Source organism: Cupriavidus pauculus, from assembly GCF_002858765.1.
Taxonomy (GTDB): Bacteria; Pseudomonadota; Gammaproteobacteria; order Burkholderiales; family Burkholderiaceae; genus Cupriavidus; species Cupriavidus pauculus_B.
In genome coordinates, this window is the sequence record NZ_PJRP01000009.1 from 132435 (window position 1) to 153679 (window position 21245).

The 21245-nt window shown below is 67.3% G+C and carries 21 protein-coding genes; 9 read left to right on the top strand and 12 right to left on the bottom strand.

From position 1 onward, the window contains the following. Window positions 1-23: 23 nt before the first annotated feature. Genes CYJ10_RS19235 through CYJ10_RS19255 form a run of 5 tightly spaced genes read right to left on the bottom strand, consistent with a single transcriptional unit; the run spans window position 24 to window position 4266 of the window. Window positions 24-332, bottom strand: coding sequence for a DUF2160 domain-containing protein (locus CYJ10_RS19235; protein ID WP_101683068.1), 309 nt, complete (start codon window positions 330-332; stop codon window positions 24-26). 9 nt (window positions 333-341) lie between these two features. Beyond that, entirely contained in the window at window positions 342-1172 is an 831-nt protein-coding gene (locus CYJ10_RS19240) for a carbohydrate ABC transporter permease (protein ID WP_101683069.1), read from the bottom strand. Further along, window positions 1165-2049, bottom strand: coding sequence for a carbohydrate ABC transporter permease (locus tag CYJ10_RS19245; RefSeq protein ID WP_101683070.1), 885 nt, complete (start codon window positions 2047-2049; stop codon window positions 1165-1167). The genes CYJ10_RS19240 and CYJ10_RS19245 overlap by 8 nt, the downstream gene beginning before the upstream one ends. Continuing rightward, a complete protein-coding gene (locus CYJ10_RS19250) occupies window positions 2046-3146 on the bottom strand; it encodes an ABC transporter ATP-binding protein (RefSeq protein ID WP_101683071.1) in 1101 nt (366 codons plus the stop codon). Before CYJ10_RS19250 ends, CYJ10_RS19245 begins: the two co-directional genes overlap by 4 nt. 1 nt (window position 3147) lies before the next feature. Further along, window positions 3148-4266 (bottom strand): ABC transporter ATP-binding protein, encoded by a 1119-nt coding sequence (locus CYJ10_RS19255; RefSeq protein ID WP_101683072.1) that lies wholly within the window; start codon window positions 4264-4266, stop codon window positions 3148-3150. A gap of 158 nt (window positions 4267-4424) precedes the next feature. Between CYJ10_RS19255 and CYJ10_RS19260 the strand changes: the two genes are divergently transcribed. After that, window positions 4425-5195: a DeoR/GlpR family DNA-binding transcription regulator gene (locus tag CYJ10_RS19260; protein ID WP_180862992.1), complete on the top strand. Its 771-nt coding sequence runs from the start codon at window positions 4425-4427 to the stop codon at window positions 5193-5195. A 61-nt stretch (window positions 5196-5256) separates the two neighbouring features. Here CYJ10_RS19260 and purU read toward each other — a convergent pair whose 3' ends face one another. Both purU and CYJ10_RS19270 read right to left on the bottom strand, forming a co-directional pair. Next, window positions 5257-6123 (bottom strand): formyltetrahydrofolate deformylase, encoded by an 867-nt coding sequence (gene purU / locus CYJ10_RS19265; protein WP_101683074.1) that lies wholly within the window; start codon window positions 6121-6123, stop codon window positions 5257-5259. A gap of 47 nt (window positions 6124-6170) precedes the next feature. Beyond that, window positions 6171-7016 (bottom strand): NUDIX hydrolase, encoded by an 846-nt coding sequence (locus CYJ10_RS19270; protein ID WP_101683192.1) that lies wholly within the window; start codon window positions 7014-7016, stop codon window positions 6171-6173. Between the two features lie 33 nt (window positions 7017-7049). Here CYJ10_RS19270 and glpK point away from each other — a divergent pair, with 33 nt between their 5' ends. From glpK to CYJ10_RS19285, 3 genes are all read left to right on the top strand, one after another. Beyond that, the gene (glpK, locus tag CYJ10_RS19275) at window positions 7050-8585 is read left to right on the top strand and encodes a glycerol kinase GlpK (RefSeq protein WP_257993423.1); all 1536 of its coding nucleotides are present in this window, start codon (window positions 7050-7052) and stop codon (window positions 8583-8585) included. A 20-nt stretch (window positions 8586-8605) separates the two neighbouring features. After that, window positions 8606-10210, top strand: a complete 1605-nt coding sequence (locus tag CYJ10_RS19280) for a glycerol-3-phosphate dehydrogenase/oxidase (protein ID WP_101683076.1) — start codon at window positions 8606-8608, stop codon at window positions 10208-10210. Window positions 10211-10319: 109 nt separating this feature from the next. Beyond that, window positions 10320-10703: a hypothetical protein gene (locus CYJ10_RS19285; RefSeq protein ID WP_101683193.1), complete on the top strand. Its 384-nt coding sequence runs from the start codon at window positions 10320-10322 to the stop codon at window positions 10701-10703. Between the two features lie 45 nt (window positions 10704-10748). Here the strand turns inward: CYJ10_RS19285 and CYJ10_RS19290 are convergent, their stop codons facing one another. From CYJ10_RS19290 to CYJ10_RS19300, 3 genes are all read right to left on the bottom strand, one after another. Next, window positions 10749-10985, bottom strand: a complete 237-nt coding sequence (locus tag CYJ10_RS19290) for a hypothetical protein (protein WP_101683077.1) — start codon at window positions 10983-10985, stop codon at window positions 10749-10751. Between the two features lie 106 nt (window positions 10986-11091). Next, window positions 11092-11541, bottom strand: coding sequence for a YXWGXW repeat-containing protein (locus tag CYJ10_RS19295; RefSeq protein WP_101683078.1), 450 nt, complete (start codon window positions 11539-11541; stop codon window positions 11092-11094). A 131-nt stretch (window positions 11542-11672) separates the two neighbouring features. After that, entirely contained in the window at window positions 11673-11876 is a 204-nt protein-coding gene (locus tag CYJ10_RS19300) for a hypothetical protein (protein WP_101683079.1), read from the bottom strand. Between the two features lie 259 nt (window positions 11877-12135). Between CYJ10_RS19300 and CYJ10_RS19305 the strand changes: the two genes are divergently transcribed. The 4 genes from CYJ10_RS19305 (at window position 12136) to CYJ10_RS19320 (ending at window position 17449) form a co-directional block, all read left to right on the top strand. Continuing rightward, window positions 12136-12759 carry a YfiR family protein gene (locus CYJ10_RS19305; RefSeq protein ID WP_374703280.1) on the top strand — a complete coding sequence of 208 codons (624 nt, stop codon included), beginning with the start codon at window positions 12136-12138 and terminating at the stop codon, window positions 12757-12759. Beyond that, complete coding sequence (locus CYJ10_RS19310) at window positions 12756-14069, top strand: diguanylate cyclase domain-containing protein (RefSeq protein ID WP_101683080.1); 1314 nt, start codon at window positions 12756-12758, stop codon at window positions 14067-14069. Before CYJ10_RS19305 ends, CYJ10_RS19310 begins: the two co-directional genes overlap by 4 nt. A 10-nt stretch (window positions 14070-14079) precedes the next feature. Then, complete coding sequence (locus CYJ10_RS19315) at window positions 14080-14604, top strand: OmpA family protein (protein WP_180862993.1); 525 nt, start codon at window positions 14080-14082, stop codon at window positions 14602-14604. 298 nt (window positions 14605-14902) lie between these two features. Then, a complete protein-coding gene (locus CYJ10_RS19320) occupies window positions 14903-17449 on the top strand; it encodes a sensor domain-containing protein (RefSeq protein ID WP_101683081.1) in 2547 nt (848 codons plus the stop codon). A gap of 18 nt (window positions 17450-17467) precedes the next feature. Here CYJ10_RS19320 and CYJ10_RS19325 read toward each other — a convergent pair whose 3' ends face one another. Next, window positions 17468-17743, bottom strand: coding sequence for a hypothetical protein (locus CYJ10_RS19325; RefSeq protein WP_101683082.1), 276 nt, complete (start codon window positions 17741-17743; stop codon window positions 17468-17470). A 73-nt stretch (window positions 17744-17816) separates the two neighbouring features. Then, a complete protein-coding gene (locus CYJ10_RS19330) occupies window positions 17817-18665 on the bottom strand; it encodes a D-amino acid aminotransferase (RefSeq protein WP_101683083.1) in 849 nt (282 codons plus the stop codon). Between the two features lie 338 nt (window positions 18666-19003). Between CYJ10_RS19330 and bcsB the strand changes: the two genes are divergently transcribed. Further along, window positions 19004-21244, top strand: coding sequence for a cellulose biosynthesis cyclic di-GMP-binding regulatory protein BcsB (bcsB, locus tag CYJ10_RS19335; RefSeq protein WP_101683196.1), 2241 nt, complete (start codon window positions 19004-19006; stop codon window positions 21242-21244). The last annotated feature ends 1 nt before the right edge of the window (window position 21245 follow it).

A 21245-nucleotide genomic window follows, 5' to 3' on the forward strand; every position in this document is an offset into this window, starting at 1 on the left:
CTTGCCGGCGCCTTCCAGGCGCCTCAGCCCCGGCGCATGACGACCAGCAGCACCACGGCAGAAATGGCCGCGCTGATCCATACCGACGGCGCCTCCGCCAGCTGGAACCAGCCTTGCATCTTTTCGCCCAGGCCCACCCAGGCCAGGTTGATCCACGCCGCACACATCAGCCCGATGAACAGGCGGTCGCCCCGCGTGGTGGCGATCGGCAGGAAGCCCTTGCGCTCCACGGTGGGCGCGCGCACTTCCCAGATCGTCATGCCAATCAGCATCACCACCACCAGGGTAAAAAATACCGCCACCGGGGTGGTCCATACCATCCAGTTCAGCATCGCGACTCCTTACACGCGGCCCATCGCGAAACCCTTCGCGATGTAGTGCCGGACGAACCAGATCACGATCGCGCCTGGCACGATGGTCAGCACGCCGGCCGCGGCCAGCACACCCCAGTCCATGCCCGACGCCGATACCGTGCGCGTCATCGTCGCCACGATCGGCTTGGCGTTGACCGATGTCAGCGTGCGCGCCAGCAGCAGCTCTACCCAGCTGAACATGAAGCAGAAGAACGCGGCCACGCCCACGCCGGCCTTGATCAGCGGCAGGAAGATCGTCAGGAAGAAGCGCGGGAACGAATAGCCATCCACGTAGGCGGTCTCGTCGATCTCGCGCGGCACGCCGGACATGAAGCCTTCCAGGATCCACACGGCCAGCGGCACGTTGAACACCAGGTGGGCCAGCGCCACGCCAAGGTGGGTATCCATCAGCCCCAACGTCGTATAAAGCTGAAAAAAAGGCAGCAGGAACACGGCCGGCGGGGTCATGCGGTTGGTCAGCAGCCAGAAGAACACGTGCTTGTCGCCAATGAACTGGTAGCGCGAGAACGCGTAGGCTGCCGGCAGCGCCACGGAGATGGAAATCACCGTGTTGAGCACGACGTAGATCAGCGAATTGATATAGCCGGAGTACCACGACGCATCGGTGAAGATCGTCACATAGTGTTCCAGCGTGACCGTCGCGGGCCACAGCGACAGCGAGGACACGATCTCCTCGTTGGTCTTGAACGACATGTTCACCATCCAGTAGATCGGGACGATGGCGAACAGCAGGTACAACGTCAGGAAGACCGGACGCCACCGGCCTGGACGGTGGCCTGGGAGCTTTCGATCAGCCATTGGGCACCTCCTCGGTGCCGGCGGTGCCGGCGCGCTGCATCCAGTTATAGAGCACGAAACAGGTCAGCAGGATGATCAGGAAGTAGACGATCGAGAACGCCGCCGCGGGCCCCAGGTCGAACTGCCCCACGGCCTTCTGCGTCAGGTACTGCGACAGGAACGTGGTGGCGTTGCCGGGCCCGCCGCCGGTCAGCACGAACGGTTCGGTGTAGATCATGAAGCTGTCCATGAAGCGCAGCAGCACCGCAATCATCAGCACGCCGCGCAGCTTGGGCAACTGGATGAAGCGGAACACCGCGAAACGCGACGCGCCGTCGATCTGCGCCGCCTGGTAGTAGGCATCGGGAATCGCACGCAGGCCCGCGTAGCACAGCAGCGCCACCAGCGGCGTCCAGTGCCAGACATCCATCACCAGCACGGTCACCCAGGCATCCACGGCGCTGCCGGTGTAGTTATAGTCGAATCCCATGCCATCGAGCGCCGCCCCGAGCAGGCCGATGTCGGTCCGGCCGAAGATCTGCCAGATCGTGCCCACCACGTTCCACGGAATCAGCAGCGACAGCGCGATGATGACCAGCACGGCCGACGCCTGCCAGCCCTTGGCCGGCATGGCCAGCGCCAGCAGGATGCCCAGCGGAATCTCCACGCACAGCACCGCCAGCGAAAAACCAAGCTGGCGCAGCAGCGCATCGTGCAGTTCCGCGTCGCGCAGCACGGTGGCAAACCATTCGGTGCCCACGAACACGCGACGTTCGGGCGAGATGATGTCCTGTACCGAGTAGTTGACGATGGTCATCAGCGGCAGGATGGCCGAGAACGCCACGCAGATCACCACGGGCAACACCAGCAGCCAGGCTTTCTGGTTGACGGGCTTCATGGAACCAGTTCCTCGTTGATGTAGAAGCAGGTGTGACGGTTGAAGACCGACAGCCACGCGGTATCGCCGGGCCGCAATGCGGCGGCCTCGGTGCCCAGCCGGGCCCGGATCGTGGCGTCTTCGCCATGATTGACCGTCGACGTCATCAGCCAGTAGGTGCCGATGTCCTGCGCGCGCGCCACGCGCACCGGCATGGCTTGCGGGTCGCCTTCCGACGCCAGTTGCAGGTACTCGGGCCGCACGCCGATCTTGAAGCTGCCGGCGCCCTGCAGCGCCGACAGCGTCTGCGGCGGCAGTTCGGGCAGGTAGCGGCGCCCCGCCACTTCCACCGCGCCGTCGCGCCACTGACCCGGCAGGAAGTTCATGCCCGGCGAGCCGATGAAGTGCCCCACGAACGTGTGCGCGGGCCGCTCGAACAGCGCATCGGCCGACCCCACCTGCACGGCCTTGCCACGCGACATCACCACCACCTGGTCGGCAAAGGTCAGCGCCTCGGTCTGGTCGTGCGTCACGTAGATCAGCGTCAGCCGGAATTCGTGATGGATTTCCTTGAGCTTGCGCCGCAACTGCCATTTCAGGTGCGGATCGATCACGGTCAGCGGCTCGTCGAACAGGATGGCCGACACGTCCTGGCGCACCAGCCCGCGCCCCAGCGAGATCTTCTGCTTGGCATCGGCGGCCAGCCCGCTGGCGCGGCGGTCAAGCGAGGCCGACAGGTCTAGCATTTCGGCCACTTTGCCGACCCGCTCCTTGACCTGCGCGGCACTGACACCCCGGTTGCGCAACGGGAAGGCCAGGTTCTCGCCGACCGTCATCGTGTCGTAGATCACCGGGAACTGGAACACCTGCGCGATATTCCGGGCCTGCGGCGACGCGTCGGTCACGTCGTCGCCGTCGAAGCGGATGGTGCCCTGCGACGGTCGCAGCAGCCCCGAAATGCAGTTCAGCAGCGTGGTCTTGCCGCAACCGGACGGGCCCAGCAGCGCATAGGCGCCGCCGTCCTCGAACGTGAAGTTCAGCGGCAGCAGCGCGTAGTCTTCGTCCTTCTGCGGATCGGCCACATAGGAATGGGCGAGGTCGAGATCGATGCGCGCCATGTCAGGCTCCCGACTCGGTGACGGGCGTGCTGACCACATCGGCCAGGGCGCCCGGGCGGCGCGGCGCATGGATGCGGTCGCCGGCGGCGTTGAACAGATAAAGCTGACCCAGCTCGATATGGAGCGACAACGGCGCCCCCAGCTGCAGGTCGAGCACCCCGGCGAACTGCGCCACGAGGTTGCCGGCCGCCGTGTCGATGTGCACGAACGTATCGGACCCCGACAGTTCCGCCAGGGCTACCTTGCCCGGCACTTCCACCGCCCCCGGCACGGCTTTCAAACGCAGCGCGGCGGCGCGTACGCCCACCGTCACCGGACCGGCGGGCGCATTCACATCGGGTAGCGGAATGACGATCCCGCCCGGCAGCGTCACGCGGCCGCCCTCCAGCATGCCTTCCAGCAGGTTCATCGGCGGGTCGCTGAAGGCGCGTGCCACCCGCAGCGAGGCCGGATAGTGGAAGACTTCGGGGGTCGGGCCGTATTGCAGCAGTTCGCCGGCGTCCAGCACGGCAGTGTGGCCGCCCAGCAACAGAGCCTCGGCGGGCTCCGTGGTGGCGTAGATCACCGTGGCGTCGCCCTGCGCGAACAGGTGGGTCAGCTCTTCGCGCAATTCCTCGCGGAGCTTGTAGTCCAGGTTGACCAGCGGCTCGTCCAGCAGCATCAACGGCGCATTTTTGGCCAGGGCACGCGCCAGGGCCACGCGCTGCTGCTGGCCGCCGGACAGTTCCGACGGGTAGCGTTCCAGCAGATGTTCGATATGCAGGCGGCCCGCCAGGCTGCGCACGCGGGCGTCGATATCCGCGCGGCTGTCGCGCCGCAGCCGCAGCGGCGATGCGATGTTGTCGAAGACGGTCAGCGACGGGTAGTTGATGAACTGCTGGTACACCATCGACACGTTGCGGTCGCGCACCGGCACGCCGGTCACGTCCACGCCGTCGACCCGCACGCGGCCGGCCGTGGGCTTGTCGAGCCCGGCCATGACCCGCATCAGCGATGTCTTGCCGGCCTGGGTGGTCCCCAGCAGGATGGTGACGGCGCCTGGCACGGGCGCCAGCGTCATCGGGTAAAGATAGGCTTGCGACCCCACTTGCTGCGCAATGCCTTCCAGGCTCAGCTGCATCCAGTCTCCAATGTTCCTGTGCTTGCTCAGCCACTCCGAAAACCGCGGCCAAGGCGCACTTTTCAAGTCAACCCGCTCGTTTTAGCTCAAAAACGAACATAAAACAATACTGCAGCGCGTCATTTGTTTTCGTTTCTGTTTGAACTAGAATGCCGGACATGACGCTTAATCCCCGCCAGACCGCCCTGCTCGAGGAAGTCCGCACCCAGGGCTTTGCCTCCATCGACGAACTCGCGCGCAAGTTCGGCGTGACGTTGCAGACCGTGCGGCGCGACGTGAACCTGCTGGCCGAGAACGGCATGCTGGCCCGGTTTCATGGCGGGGTACGCATGGAGGGGTCGACCACCGAGAACATTGCCTACCGGCAGCGGCAGGCGCTCAACGCCGACGGCAAGGTGCGCATCGCGCGCGCCGTAGCGGCGGCGGTACCCGAAGGCTGTTCACTGATCCTGAACATCGGCACGACGGTGGAAGAAGTGGCCCGCGCGCTGATCCATCATCGCGGCCTGCGCGTCATCACCAACAACCTGCACGTGGCCAATATCCTGGCCGACAACCCGGACTGCGAGGTCATCGTGGCGGGTGGGGTGCTGCGCTCGCGCGACCGCGGCATCATCGGCGAGGCCACGGTGGAATTCATCCGCCAGTTCAAGGTGGATATCGGCCTGATCGGCATCTCGGGCATCGAGACCGACGGCACGCTGCGCGACTACGATTTTCGGGAAGTGAAGGTGGCGCGCACGATCATGGAACATTCGCGCGAGATATGGCTGGCGGCGGATGCCAGCAAATTCAACCGCCGTGCCATGGTGGAGCTGGCGCCCCTGACCAGTATCGACCGGCTGTTTACGGACGAACCGCTACACGCGCCGTTCGACACGATGCTGGCGGAAAGCGGAGTGAAATGTGTGGTCGCGGATGGGGAGTGAGCGACGCTCGCGCGTCACGCGCCCCTCTCCCGCTTGCGGGAGAGGGGCGCGTGACGCGCGCTTACTTGAAGACGACCGTCTTGTGGCCGTTAAGCAAAATACGATGCTCGGCGTGCCACTTGACCGCACGGGCCAGTGCCACGCATTCGACGTCGCGGCCCACGGCGGTCAGCTGCTCGGGGTCCATGCTGTGATCCACGCGCTCGATTTCCTGCTCGATGATCGGGCCTTCGTCCAGGTCGGCCGTCACGTAGTGAGCGGTCGCGCCGATCAGCTTCACGCCGCGATCGTGCGCCTGGTAGTAAGGCTTGGCGCCCTTGAAGCTGGGCAGGAACGAGTGGTGGATGTTGATCGCCCGGCCTTGCAGCTTGCGGCACAGGTCGTCGGACAACACCTGCATGTAGCGCGCCAGCACCACGAGGTCGATGTTCTGGTCGCGCACCACTTCAAAGACGCGCGCTTCCTGCGCGGCCTTCTGCTCGCCCGACGCGTTCATCAGCGGCAGGTGGAAGAACGGCACGTCGTACGACGCAGCCAGCTGGTAGAAATCGCGATGGTTCGACACGATCGCGGCAATCTCGACCGGCAGGCCGCCGATCTTGGCGCGGAACAGCAGGTCGTTCAGGCAGTGGCCGATCTTCGACACCATGATCATCACGCGCGGCTTCACGGTGGCGTCGAACACTTCCCACTGCATGCCGAACTGGTCGCCCACGGGCGCGAACGCAGCGCGCAGTTCGGCCAGTTCCGGGCCGCCGGCGGCCGTGCTGAAATGCACGCGCATGAAGAAGCGGCCGGTGAACGCATCGCCGTACTGGTCAGAATCGACAATATTGCAGCCGTGCTGGAACAGCAGGCCGGAAACGGCGTGCACGATGCCCGGCTGGTCCGGGCAGGAAAGCGTCAGGATAAATCCGGTGGTGCTCATCTTGGGCAAATCGGGGTTAGGCAAGCCTGTGCCGCGATGCGTGGTGTTCAGGTCTGGACGGCAGCCCAGCCGCGTCTGCGGAGGGCATCCAGCGTCACCAGCGTGGCATCGACGGTCATGGCACGGCCCGCCATGATAGCAAGCAATGCCTCCGGGTCGATATGGCGATGCTCGGCCACTTCGCCATCGCGGTTATGCGGCACGAAGTCCGGCGGCAGCGCCAGGTCATATACATACACGCGTTCCCACTGCACGCCTTCGGGGATTTCGCGCAGCACATCGATCACACCATGGGCCTCGGCCTGGCCGGCCAGCGCGGGCGGAATGCCCGATTCCTCATCGCATTCGCGCACCAGCGTTTCCAGCGGATCGCTGCCCGCAGGCATGCCGCCGGCCACCAGGTTGTCCCACATGCCGGGGTCCACCGCCTTGGCCGGGCTGCGCCGCGAGATCCACAGCGTCCGCTGCCCGGCCACGATGCCGTTCATGTGCGACGCAAAGGTCAACAGCCCCAGAAAGCGGGCCGCGGCCCGCTCGATCACCGCGAACGGCGCCGCATCCAGCGCCGGCGTGACGGCAAACAGCTCGTTGCGCCAGCCACGCACATGGCCCGCATCGGCCAGTTGCCGGGCCAGCGCGGCCAGTGCCGCGCTGCGCGCCGCCACCGTGGCGCAGCCGGGCAGCAGCGTCACGGCGCCCTGCCCGGACGCCTGCCCTGATTGCTCCCAACGCTCCGGCCCCAGCACGTCGCCCATGGCACGCAGGATGTCGGCATGGCGCCGCGGCAACCAGCCCACCTGCACGCCATCCACCTGCAGCCGCAGGTGCGCGGCGGGATCGAAGGGGCTGCGCGCGGCAACGCCGGCAATGACTACGCTAACGATATCGGACATGGGCAGACACATTCACCGTTACGGATGGACCGCATGACACCCACGCATTCCACGCAAACGCCGCAGTACGTCCTGGCCCTGGACCAGGGCACCAGCAGTTCGCGCGCCATCCTGTTCGATCACGCCGGCAATGTGGTTCGGATCGCCCAGCGCGAATTCCGGCAATATTATCCGCATCCCGCGCACGTCGAACATGACCCCTACGAAATCTGGCAGTCGCAGTTGGCCGTGGCCCACGAGGTGCTGGGCGATGCCAATGTCAGCGGCTCGCAGCTGCGCGCCATCGGCATCACCAACCAGCGCGAAACCACGGTGCTGTGGGACCGCAAGACCGGCGAGCCTGTGGGACGCGCGCTGGTCTGGCAGGACCGCCGTACCGCGCCGATGTGCGAAGACCTGCAGGCGGCCGGCCATGGCGACACCTTCCAGCAGAAGACCGGCCTGATCATCGACGCCTACTTCTCGGGCACCAAGCTGCGCTGGATGCTGGACAACTACGACGGTGCACGCGAACGCGCCGAGCGTGGCGAACTGGCGTTCGGCACCGTGGACAGCTGGCTGATCTGGCAACTGACCGACGGCAAGCGGCATGTGACCGATGTGTCCAACGCGTCGCGCACGCTGCTGTTCAACATCCACGATTTCCGCTGGGACGACGAGCTGCTGGGCATCCTGAACATCCCGCGCAGCCTGCTGCCGGAAGTGGCGCCGTCCAGCGGCGAGGTGGCGCGCACGTCGGCGCGCCTGTTCGGCGTGGAAGTCCCCATTGCCGGCATCGCCGGCGACCAGCAGGCGGCCACGTTCGGCCAGGCCTGCCTGCGCCCCGGCATGGCCAAGAACACCTACGGCACCGGCTGCTTCATCCTGATGAATACCGGCGACAAGCCCGTGACGTCGCGCAACCGCCTGATTACCACCATCGGCTGGCAGATCGGCCAGAACACCCAATACTGCCTGGAAGGCGGCGTGTTCATGGGTGGCGCCACGATCCAGTGGCTGCGCGACGGGCTCAAGCTGATCCACAGCGCCCCCGAAGTGGACCCGCTCGCGCGCCAGTGCGAACACACCGGCGGCGTGGTGCTGGTGCCGGCGTTCGCCGGCCTGGGCGCGCCGCACTGGGACCCCTTCGCGCGCGGCACGATGGTGGGCATCACGCGCGGCACCGGCGGCCCGCATATCGCCCGCGCGGCACTGGAATCGATTGCCCTGCAGAGCGTGGACGTACTCGATGCCATGCAGAAGGACGCCGGCATCTCGCTGGCCGAACTGCGCGTCGACGGTGGCGCATCGCGCAGCGACCTGCTGATGCAGATGCAGGCCGACCTGCTGGGCACGCCGGTCGTGCGGCCCCGCGTGACCGAGACCACCGCGCTGGGCGCCGCCTACCTGGCCGGGCTGGCCACCGGCTACTGGACCGATCCCGAGGAAATCACCCGCCAGTGGCAGGTGGAGCAGCGTTTCGAGCCGAAGCTGTCGGCCGACGAGCGCGCCCACCGTATCGCCCGCTGGCACCGCGCCGTGGACCGCGCCCGCGACTGGGCCCGTGACGACACTGCCGCCGCACACTGAATCCGACTGTTCAAGAAGCCATGCCAATTTCCGTACCTGCGGTCCAGCCGCCCACCCGCCCCGAACTGCTTGATAGGCTGTCGCGCACGGCCCGCTGGGACGTCATCGTCATCGGCGGCGGCGCCACGGGCCTGGGCACCGCGCTCGACGCCGCCGCCCGGGGCTACCGCACGCTGCTGCTCGAAGCCGCCGACTTTGCCAAGGGCACGTCGAGCAAGGCCACCAAGCTCGTACACGGCGGCGTGCGCTATCTGGCCCAGGGCAATATCAGCCTGGTGCGCGAGGCGCTGCACGAACGCGGCCTGCTGGCCCGCAATGCGCCGCACGTGGTGTGGCCGCTCGGCTTCGTGGTGCCGGCCTACCAGATGTTCGACCAGCCGTTCTACGGCATCGGCCTGAAGGTTTACGACATGCTGGCCGGCGGGCTGAACCTGTCGGGCAGCCGCTGGCTCAGCCATCGTGAAACGCTGGAAGCCGCGCCCACCCTGGCCGAACACGTGGGCGGCCGCCCATTGCGCGGCGGCAACCTGTATTTCGATGGCCAGTTCGACGATGCGCGCCTGGCCATGGCGCTGATGCGCACGCTGTTCGACGTGGGCGGCACGGCGGTGAACTACATGCGCGTCACGGGCCTGACGCAGCGCAACGGCGTGATCACCGGCCTTACCGCCGAAGACGCGCTTGGCACCGGCACCTTCCACCTGTGCGCGGACTGCGTGATCAACGCCACCGGCGTGTGGGTCGACGCGGTCCGGCAGATGGAAGACGGCCAGGCCCGCACGATGGTGGCGCCCAGCCAGGGGGTCCACCTGACCCTCCCGCGCAGCTTCCTGCCCGGCGACCGTGCCATCCTGATTCCGAAGACCGACGATGGTCGCGTGCTGTTCCTGGTGCCCTGGAACGGGCACGTGATCGTCGGCACCACCGACACCCCGCGCAAGGACCTGCCGCTGGAGCCGCGCGCCACCGGCGACGATATCGACTTCATCCTGGAAACCGCCGCGCGCTACCTGGCGCGCGATCCGTCGCGGGCCGATGTCACCAGCGTCTGGGCCGGGCTGCGGCCGCTGGTCAAGGCCACCGGGGAATCGTCCACGGCGTCGCTGTCGCGCGAGCATACGATCGTGGTGTCGAAGGCCGGCCTGATCACGGTCACCGGCGGCAAGTGGACCACCTATCGCAAGATGGCCGAGGACGTGATCGAGACCGCGATCCAGCGCCAGATGCTGCGCGCCGCGCCCTGCCGCACCGCCGACCTGCCGCTGCATGGCGCGGTGGGCATGCCGGACGACCTGCCCCCCGCCAACACCGGCGCGCCCGACCGCTACTACGGCGCGGACCTGTCGCTGGTGCGGGCGCTGCCGGGCGCTGACACCATGGTCGTGGCCGCATCGGGCCTGACCGAGGCCCACGTCCGCTTCGCGGCCCGCCACGAACTGGCGCGCCGGGTGGAAGACGTGCTGGGCCGGCGCAATCGCGCGCTGTTCCTGGATGCCAAGGCCGCGCTGGCCGGGGCGCCGCGCGTGGCGCAGATTCTGGCCGAGGAACTGGGCCACGACGCCGCCTGGCAGGCCAGGGAACTGGAGGACTTCGCCGTGCTGGCCCGCGGCTACATGCTCGACTGAATCGCCGTGAATGCCCCGGGGCGGCAGCAATTGCGCTGCCTTGGCGCGAGACTTGGGCGATAATGCCGGCTATTGCATCAGGGAGAACACCATGGACGACATGGATGAGATGGACGAGATTGATGATCTGTCCGATCTGCCGATGCCCCGGTTCATCTGGGGCTTCGCCATCACCGCCAGCAAGGGCGGTGAAGTCACGCACGACGAATTCGAGTACCTGACCCACACCCACAACCCGCGCTTCTCGTGCCGCGTCGTGGAGCTGGAGGACGTGCCTGCCCAAGACAACGAGGCAGACATCGACGGACGCCTGGTTCACTACGACGAACCGGAGCGCCTGTTCTATATCACCGATCTGGGCATGGCGCTGGTCAACTTCCAGATGTTCGACAAGCTGCCCGACAAGAGCCGGCTCAAGAAGGTCTGCGACGAAGCCATCAAGAACTGGATGCTGCGGCGCGAATTCCTCGACGACGAGGAAGACGAAGACTGAAGCAAAAAAGCACCCCTCGGGGTGCTTTTTTCTTGCCTGGCCTGCCTAGATGCCCTTTGCCTCGTCGGTGACCTCGATCAGGCCCGACGCCACGCGCTCGATCTCGCAATACACGGGCAACGCCTCCAGCGGGCCCGTGCACCCCACGCCGGACGCCTGGTTGGCATGGGCGCCCGGGGGCAGGAACACGAATGCCATGCCGGGCTGGAAACCCGGATGCCGGCGCAGACTGTCATTCAGGATGTCGAGGTACTGCGAACGCGAAAAGACCTGCTTGGCCATGTCGAGTCTCCGGGTGGTCGGCTGAGCCCGGAAATCCTAGCATGGCCTGGCCACGGCCCGGCACCGCATCGTGAGATTGACGGTATCGGACGCGGCCCTCGGCGCCTTAGCACTCGCCCTTCTTGGCGTGGCCCGGCGGACAGTGGTAGCCGCGCGGGCCGCCACGATGACGGTCGCCGTCGTAGTCACCGCGATCGTGGTCGTGACCGTGATAGCGGTCGTAATCGGGGCCACGGTTCCAGCGCTCGGGCTGCATCACCCAGCCGTTGCTGGCGCGCACCCAGCGCGGTTGCTCATAGACATAGCCCCGACGCTCGGTCACCCAATGGCCCTGCTTCCACGCATGCTTGCGATAGTGGTCGTCCCAGACCCAGTAGCCGGGCGCCCAGACATAGCCAGGGCGTGCCACCGGCACGGCCTCGTAGATCGGCGCAGGCGGCGGCGTGCCAATGCCGATATTGATATTGACCTGGGCCAGCGCGGCGGGCGCGAAGGCCGTGGCGGACCAGAGCAGCGCGGCGCCAGCGGCGGCGCGCAGGAAAGCATGGCGATTCAAGGTGACCCCCTCTTCTTTTAGGAAAACTACCGTAGACGGATGGGCAGCAGTGTACCCACCGTCCGCACGGTGTGATGTAAGAAAGCGTGTCTGGGCGTTACCGCCCGGGGGGATCGGGGTTGCCGCCGGACTCAGTGGTCGGCGGCCATGGCTTTCAGTTCGGCCTCGCCGGCCACCCGGGCGGCGTCGGACGTGGTGAAGGTGTCGTCAGACACCATGGTGCGCCGGATCTGCTGCGCGCCGAAGTCCACCAGCGCGATGACCCACACGTAGCGCCCGGCCTGGGGCGCGGTTTGCACAAAAGCCTTCAGCTGCGGTCTGGATTCACTCGTCATGATGTATCTCCGTTCAAACACGACAGGACAAGACGCTGGCAAGGGCGCGTTGCCAAAAACTCTAGCACATCCATTCCGCCGGCCGGCCTAGGGCATCTGGCCCGGATGCAGACGCAGGCATTTGTGGCTACAGTTTTTGCAGATCCTGCCGAAACCTCAATGGAGTCTCTCACCCGCCAGTTTTGCCGGTCCGACCGTGCCTTCGCCCGCCGCCCAATTGCCGCGCTCCGCGTTACGCCCATCTCCCCGTTCCCGCGCCGTGCGCCGCCGTGTACGCCTGGTCCTGCCGGCGTTCCTGGCGCTGCTGGCGTTGCTGGGTGTATTGCACCCGGCGTCCGCCCAGGCGTCGGCGCCCGCAAGCGCCGCATCCGCCCCCATGACCGCCCTGGCGCCGCCCGCGCCATCGAGCCCGACCGCGCCGGCAGCGCCCATTTCGCGCCCCGATGCCGTCGCCCGCGTGGTCATGAGCCTGCTCAGCTACGCGCGCTGGCCGGGCGAGCGCGAAACGGTACGGCTGTGCGTCGACGGTTCGGCACGCTATGCGGGCAAGCTGATGGAAGGCGGCACGCTGTCCACCGGGCGGCTCGTGGAAGCGCGGCGGGTCGACGCATTGCCTGAATCGCTGGCATCCGAATGCGACGCCCTGTACCTGGGCGCGATGAACGACACCCGCCGCCGGGCGCTGACCGCCTTCTTTGTCGGCAAACCCGTGCTGGTGATGACCGAAGAAGACTTCGAGTGTGAGGGTGGGAGCATGTTCTGCCTGAGCATCCGCGAGCACCAGGTGTCGTTCCGCATCAATCTCGATGCCATCGCGCGTAGCGGCATCCATGTTCACCCGGGCGTCCTGCAACTGGGACGCCGCAAGGCGCCGGCATCATGAACCTGCCCGGCCGCCGCTCCGCCGTTCGACCCGCCCAGCCGGGCCAGACCGCCCGGCCAGCCCCGGACGCCCCCGCGCGGCCGACGCTCTATGGCGCGCTGCGCCGCATCCACATGGGCGTGGCGCTGATCGCCGTGCTCACGGCCGGTATTTCGCTGACGTTCCTGGGCCTGACGGCGCTGCGCGCCTACGCCGACCACAACCTGCGGCTGGTGGCGCGGTCCATCGCCTACACGGTCGAGGCCCCGGTGGTGTTCCGCGACGAAGCGGCCGCCGCCGACACGCTGTCGGCCATCGCCGGCGCCGAGGACCTGGCCGCCGTGGCGGTCTTCGATCGCGACGATCAGCCGCTGGCGTCGTGGCAGCGCCCCGGCCAGGACCGCTTTCCGGCGCTGCGCGCGCTGGCGGGCGACCTGCTGACATCGGGGCCGGTGGACCAGCCGGTCATCCACGAATCGCAGCAGGTAGGCAGCGTGCGCGTGACCGGCGACCCGATCGCCCTGCTCCACTTCCTGCTGCAGGGGGCGCTGGGGCTGGTGGCCTGCCTGCTGCTGACGGCCGTGGGCGCGCACTACATGTCCAGCCGGATGCTGGCCAATATCGTCGACCCGCTGCGCAACCTGATGCGCGTGGCCCACGCGGTGCGGTCCGAGCGCGTGTTCGGCCAGCGCATGCCGCCGGCCCGCATCGAGGAACTCAACGCGCTGTCCGAGGACTTCAATGTGCTGCTGGACGAACTGGAAGCGTGGCAGAAGCAGCTGCAGCACGAGAACCGTTCGCTGGCGCACCGCGCGACACATGACAGCCTGACAGGATTGCTCAACCGCGCCGCATTTACCGAGGCGCTTGACCTGGCCGTGCGCGCAGCGGCGGCCCGCAACCAATACGCCGCCGTGCTCTATCTGGACAGTGACGACTTCAAGGGCATCAACGACCGCCATGGCCACGCCGCCGGGGACGCCGTGCTGATCGGCATCGCCCAGCGCATCCGCGCCTGCCTGCGCGACAGCGACTGCGTGGCCCGCCTGGGCGGCGACGAATTCGCGGTGCTGGTTGACGGGCTGCGCCAGCCCGACGATGCCGTGCATATCGCCGAAGGCATCCTGCACGCCATGACCAGCCCGATGGGGCTGCCAGACGGCGATTCGATCGTCGCGCCGCTCAGTATCGGCGTGGCCGTGTATCCGCTCCATGCGCGCAACGGCACGGCCCTGCTGCACGCCGCCGACGCCGCGATGTACGGCGCCAAGCGGCAGTCGGGCGCCACCTGGCGCAGCGCCGAGGTTGCCCCACCGGAATCCCGCGTCTAGCTGCCCCGGTATGCCGGACTTCGACGCCGCCCGCCGCCTGCACCTGCGCCACGCCGCAGCGGCGACGCTGGCGGCGGCCATGGCGTGTCTGGTCCTTGCCGGCTGCGCCAGCGCGCCCGCAGCCAGCAAGCTCTCCCCCGCCCAGGTGGCCGTCCTGAAAAGCCAGGGATTCGCGCTGACCGACAGCGGGTGGGAACTGGGGCTGCCGCACAAGGTGCTGTTCGGCTTCGACGAAGACGTGATCGCGCCGGATCGCCAGACCGACCTGATGCGCATGGGCCACATGCTGCATGAAGCCGGCATCGAATCGCTGCGCATCGACGGACACACCGACGACGCCGGCACCGTCGAATACAACCTGCTGCTGTCCAGGCGCCGCGCGGAAGCCGTGGCCCGCGTGCTGTCGGCCTGCGGCTTTCCGCGCGAACACTTGGAAGTGCGCGGCATGGGCAAGGGGCATCCGGTCGCCGACAATCGCACCGCCGCCGGGCGCGCCGAAAACCGGCGGGTCGCCATCATCGTGTCGGTGGACTAGCGCGGCTGCGGATACCGAAGAAATCCTCTAATTCGAATTTCCGCGCCCGCCGGCCAAGGCGCCGGCCATCGCGCCCATCACCGCCCCCATCAACGCACCGACCCTCCCGCCAGCCACAGGGCGCCACACAAGCGGGGCCGATGCCGTTGCAATATCTACAAAAAGCCGGGCAAACCCTGCCCTTCGGCAGTAGGGATTCGGCCTTACACTCCCGGGGTGCGCGCGGACGGACGGCAATCGAGGGAGCTTGCCGGTAGCGCGCCACGAATTCCCAAAGATAACGAGAAAGTCAGACAGCATGCGTACCCAGGCGCTGGAACAGGCGATCGATGCCGTGGTCGCGGTCAACGCACGCAACCAGGTCACCCTGTTCAATGCCGCCGCCGAAGCGTTGTGGGGCATCCCGCGATCGGCCGTGCTCGGACAGTGCGCCAGCACCTTGTCGCTCGGCACGCTGAGCGCGCCGGGCCATGGCAGGACGGAGGCCGCGCGCCAGATCGCCATCGTCCGGCCCGACGACACCAGGCGTCATGTGTGGATCCATACAGCGGCCTTCGCCCCGCTGGACGGCGATGCCGGGTCGGCCGTGCAGTTTGCCGCCTTCCTGTGCGATCACCAGGACGAACGCGGCGAAACGCTGAGCCCGGCCGGGCTGCGCATGTTGTCGCTGTGCCTGGATCACGCCGAAAACCCGGTCATGATCACCGATGGGCGCGGCATCATCTGCCACGTCAATGGCGGCTTCGCGCGGCTGCTGGGCTATGCCCGGCATCAGGCGGTGGGCCGGCTCTGGCATGAACTGCTGAAACCGCTCAACGCGCGTGCCGACGTGATCGACGCCCTGCTTGCCCCGCTGGCACAGGGCAAGCCGCTCCAGCATGAATCGCTGGTGGCCGACAAGGCCGGCCAGCCGCGCTGGCTGTCGGTGGCCGTCAGCCCGATCATGGCCCCGGCGCCGTCCGGCGGCATGACGAATACCGTCAGCGTGCTGACCGACATCACCGCCACCAAGGTTCGCGAATCGATCCAGCACCGCACGCTGGAGGCGCTGGCGCGCGACCTGCCCACCGCCGACATCATGGCCGACCTGTGCCGCCGCGTGGAACGCATGGCGCCGGGCGCCATCGCCGCCGTGATGCGCGTGGCAGACGGACGCCTGCGGCACGTGGCGATGCCTTCCGCCGACGCCGCCGCCGTGGCCGCCTTCGACAACATGCCGATCGGCCTGCAATCGGGCTCCTGCGGCGCGGCCGCGTTCCTGGGCCGACCCGTGGCCGTGGGCGATATCTCGCAGGATCCGCGCTGGGAAACGTTGCGCGACGCGGCGCAGGCCGCCGGCCTGGCCGCAAGCTGGTCAACGCCGGTACGTGCCGCCGATGGCCGGGTGCTGGGCACCTTCGGCCTGTGCTTCACGGCGCCGCGGCTGCCCGACGCCTTCCACGAGAACCTGGTCGCCGTGGCCGCCGACCTGTGCGCGCTGGCGCTGTCGCGCGACCTGGCGCAGGAGCGCATCCACCGGCTGGCCTACTACGACGCCCTGACCGGCCTGCCCAACCGCCAGTTGCTGCTGTCGCGCACCGACGACGCCGTGGCCCGCGCCAATGCCGACGGCACGCCGCTGGCGCTGCTGTTCGTCGATCTCAACGATTTCAAGCGCGTCAACGACATCCAGGGCCATGTGGCCGGAGACCGCTTCCTGATCGAAGTGGCCACGCGGCTACAGCATGTGGCGCAGGATCAACATCCTGACGCGATGGTGGGCCGGCTCTCCGGCGACGAATTCGCCGTGCTGCTGCCGGGCCACGCGCGCGACGCCGCCCTGGCCGCCGCGCAGGATCTGCTGCTGGCGCTGGGCGCCCCGGTGGGCATCGGCCACGGGCTCAGCCTGTCGCCATCGGCCAGCATCGGCATCAGCCTGCTGGCCGAGCAGGCCCATGACCGCGAAACCTTGCTGCACCACGCCGATCTGGCCGTCTACCAGGCCAAGCGCCAGCGGCTGCGCGACCCCGGCAACCAGGTTTGCCTGTACGACGCCGCACTGGCCCGCCGCTTGGGCGACCGGCGCACGCTGGAAGTGGAGTTGCGCGAAGCCATCGCCGATGGCCGGCTGCGCATGCATTACCAGCCGCAGGTTCACCTGGGCACCGGCAATCTCTGGGCCGTGGAGGCGCTGGCCCGCTGGCCGCATCCGCGCCGCGGCGATGTGTCGCCGTCGGTCTTCATCCCGCTGGCGGAGGAATCAGGGCTGATCGTGGCGCTCGGCTACTGGGCCGTGCGCGAGGCCTGCGCCCAGCTGGCGCTGTGGCGCAACGCCGGCGCAGCCGTGCCGGCGGTGTCGGTCAACCTGTCGCCGATCTGCATCCGGGACCCCGGCCTGACTGACGTGGTGGCCCAGGCGCTGGACGCAAACGGGCTGGCGCCCGGCTCGCTGACCATCGAAATTACGGAAGGGGTCTTTCTGGAACAGACGCCCGAGGCGGAAACCACCATCGGCGCCCTGCGCAAGTTGGGCGTGCGGCTGTCGATCGACGATTTTGGAACGGGGTTTTCGAGCCTGAGCCAGCTCACACGCCTGCCGGTGGAGGAAATCAAGCTGGATCGCAGCTTCCTGCTGGATCTGGAAACCAGCGAGGCCACGCGCACGCTGGTGGAGGCCGTGATCCGCATCGGCCGTGCGCGGCAGCTGAATGTGGTGGCCGAAGGGGTGACCAGCGCGTATCAGCGCCAGTTCCTGCTGGACCAGGGCTGCCACGTCGGGCAGGGATTCCTGTTTGCCCAGCCCTTGCCCGCCAAGGCCATCGAGGGGTGGCAGCCCCAGCCGGCGACAACGGGGCTGCCGTCCTGAAAAAGGTTGGCCGGGGCTTCAGTCGCCGAACGGGTTCGGCACGGAACTGGCCGGATCGTCGACGAGATCGAATTCCTCGCGCACGTCGTCAACCACCGCGCGGATCGACGCCTCGTAGCCACGCGCATTGCCAAAGCGGGCCATGTCCCAGTTGCGCCCACGGGCATCGCGCTCGTGCGGCACGGGGTCCGGCACCCGAACCGTTGCGCCGTCGTCCGCGATCTCGTCGATGTCCTGAATCCGCCGGCTCACCTCTTCCTTGATGACACGCCGGCTGCGCTCGAGCTTGGCCATGAGCAGCCTCCTTTTCGGGGGTCTCCCGCAGCGGCCATCCTAGCACGCACCCATCGCACCGGCGCGGATGTGATTACAGCGCCGCCTTGGCTGCCTGATACGCCGCGTACAGGCGCTGGAAGACCGGGCCCGGCTTGCCGTTGCCAATGGTCTTGCCGTCGATCGTCACCACCGGCAGCAGTTCCTTGCTGGCCGACGAGATCATCACTTCATCGGCGCCGAACACCTCGTCGCGCGTGATGCGCCGGGCTTCAAACGCGATGTCCATCGCGGCGCACAATTCCTCCATCAGGCCGTAACGGATGCCTTCCAGGATCAGGTTGTCCTTGGGCGGCGCGGCCATGCGGCCCTGCTTCACCACCCAGACGTTGGACGCCGACGCCTCGGTCAGCATGTCGTCGCGGAACTGGATGGCCTCGGTCACGCCGGCTTCGGCGGCCACCTGGGCGGCCAGCACATTGCCCAGCAGCGACGTGGACTTGATCTGGCAGTTCAGCCAGCGGCGGTCGTCCATCGTCACGCACGCCACGCCCTGCTCCACCGACGCCGCCGGCGGCAGCGCCATCGGGTTGGTCATGATGAGCACGGTCGGGGTGACGTCCTTCGGGAAGGCATGCGCCCGCTTGGCCACGCCGCGCGAGACCTGGATGTAGATCATCTGGTCGGACATGCCATTGGCCTGCACCACGCGATCGATCTGCGCCAGCCATTCCGATTCGGCATAGGGATTCGGAATGCCGATGGCGGCCAGGCTGCGCGCCAGGCGCGCCAGATGCTGCGCCCCCCGGAACGACTTTCCGTTGTACATCGGAATCACTTCGTAGATGCCGTCGCCAAAGATGAACCCCCGGTCCAGTACGGGAATGCGGGCTTCGGACAGCGGGAGCAGATCCCCGTTCAGCAAGACGACGGCTTCGGACATGATGATTCTCTTTAAAGAAAAGGAGGAGTGACGCCATTTTTTCACATGGCCGACGCTGCCTTTATGCAATTTCGGCATGTCCTACAAGCGCTTCACAAGGCGCTCGCCAGAAGCAATTGAAAGTTTTTGGATACTGTCAGGCGTATGAATTGAATCTTTCTTAATTCACCGGCCACTTCCCGCAAACCCTTGCTGCAGGCCGAAAGTGGCGTGCTATATTCGCCACGCAGTATTCCCCGAAAGCAGTGTTTTGCTGAACGACATTCACAGGGCGCCCCGATATGACGGAACTCGTGTCAGGCCTGCTACGTGGCTGCATGCGGAAGGCCGTGGTGCCAATGGCCTTCGTGCTGGCCTTCCTCACGGCCGCGCTTCCCCAGGAAGCCGCCGCCCAGGCCGCCGCCCCGGCGGCTTCCGCGGCATCGGATGCCGCAGCGGCGCCGCCCGGGAAAACGCAAACCCTGACCTTCGCCCAGATGGGCGCCAACTACACGATCCCGCTACGCGGTGTCGATCCCGACCGCACGGTCAACGTCGGCGTCAGGCTGGACGAGGTGGTGACGGCAGCCAAACTGAAGCTCGTCTTCACGTATTCGCCGTCGCTGGTCTATCCGCTCTCGCACCTGAAGATCCGGCTCAATGACGAAGTAGTAGCCACGCTGCCGCTCGACCAGCAGCATGCCGGCCAGCAGGTTTCGCGCGAAATCGATCTCGATCCGCGCTTCTTCACCGACTTCAACCGCATCAACGTGCAGATGATCGCGCACTACACGCTCGATCATTGCGAAGACCCGTACCACTCCAGCCTGTGGACCGACATCAGCCCCACCAGCTCGCTGACGCTGACCAAGTCCACCGTCACCCTGCCCGACAACCTGGCGCTGCTGCCCGCGCCATTCTTCGACCGCCGCGACAACCGTCGCGTGACCGTGCCGTTCGTGCTGCCGGCCAATGCCGACCCGGTGACGCTGCGCGCGGCCGGGGTGGTCGCATCGTGGCTGGGCGCGCTGGCGAGCTATCGCGAGTTGCGCTTTCCGGTGACGCGCGCCGTGCCGGCCGATGCCCACGCCATCGCGCTGGTGCTGCCCAACGCGCAGCCTGACGGCATCCGCATCGACAAGATCGAAGGCCCCACCGTCAGCGTGCTGCCCAACCCCGCCAACCCGGCGCGCAAGCTGCTGGTGCTGGCCGGCCGCACGCCGCAGGAACTGGAGGTGGCCGCCAACGCGGTGGTGCTGGGCAAGGCGGGCATGGCCGGCGCCAGCGCCATGGTGAAGACCGTGGACCTGGGCAAGCCGCGCCGACCCTATGACGCTCCGGCCTGGGCACCGGTCGATCGTCCGGTCATGTTCCGGGAACTCGTGACCGACCCGCAGCAGCTGCAGGTGTCGGGCGCCAGCCCCGATGCGATCCGCGTGAACCTGAAGGTGCCCGCCGACCTGTTTGGCTGGAACGATCGCGCCGTGCCGATGAACATGAAGTACCGCTACACGGCGCCCTCCACCTACAACGACTCGGTACTCAGCATCGACGTGAACGACCAGCTCGTGCGGTCGTACCGGCTCAAGCCGCTGACCGTGCAGACCGACGAGAACCTGGTCAGCGTGCCGCTGCTGTCGGGCGGCAGCGCCAGCGTCAGCAACGAGATCCTGATCCCGGCGTTCCGCGTGGGCAGCAACAACCAGATGCAGTTCCGATTCCACATCGATTCGCAGAAGACCGGGCTGTGCTCGTCCAGCGCCGTCAACGTGGCGCGCGCCGCAGTAGACCCCGATTCATCGATCGACTTCAGCGGTTTCCTGCACTACGCGCAGCTGCCGAACCTGGCGTTCTTCGCCAACAGCGGCTACCCGTTCACGCGCATGGCCGACCTGGCCGATACCGCCGTGGTGATTCCCGACGCGCCTAGCGCCATCGACCAGGAAGCCCTGCTGACCGTGCTGGGCCATATGGGCAAATGGACAGGGCTGCCGTCGCTGCGCGTGACCGTGACACCAGCCAAGGCCATCGATTCGGTCAAGCATCGCGACCTGGTCATCATCGGCACTGGCAGCGCCGCGCAGGTGCTGCAGCAGTGGGGCAAGTCGCTGCCGCTGCTGATCGAGCGCGGCAAGACCGAGATTGCGTTGCGCGACCAGCGCGCGCACGCGTGGTCCAACTGGCTGAGCGGCGTGGACACCGACAGCATCTCGCCGGCCGGGCGCGCAATCCTGACCGCCGACGGGCCACTGGCGGCGCTGATCGGCTTTGAGTCGCCCTATGCCGAACGCCGCAGCGTGGTGGCGCTGACCGCCTCCGCCGACGATCGCGTGCGCGATGTGCTCGATGTGCTGGAAGACCCGGGCAAGGTGGCGCAGATCCGTGGCGACCTGACCGTGATCCGCCAGCGCGACCTGGAAGGCCTGCGGCTGGGCGATACCTACTACGTCGGCAACCTGCCCTGGTACGCGCGCCTGTGGATGCAGATGTCGGCGCACCCCGCCCTGCTGGCGATTGCCGGCATCCTGGCCGGTTTGCTCGTGGCGCTGACCCTGTTCTGGGCGCTGAGCCGTCTGGCGGCACGCCGCAACGGAGGCTGAC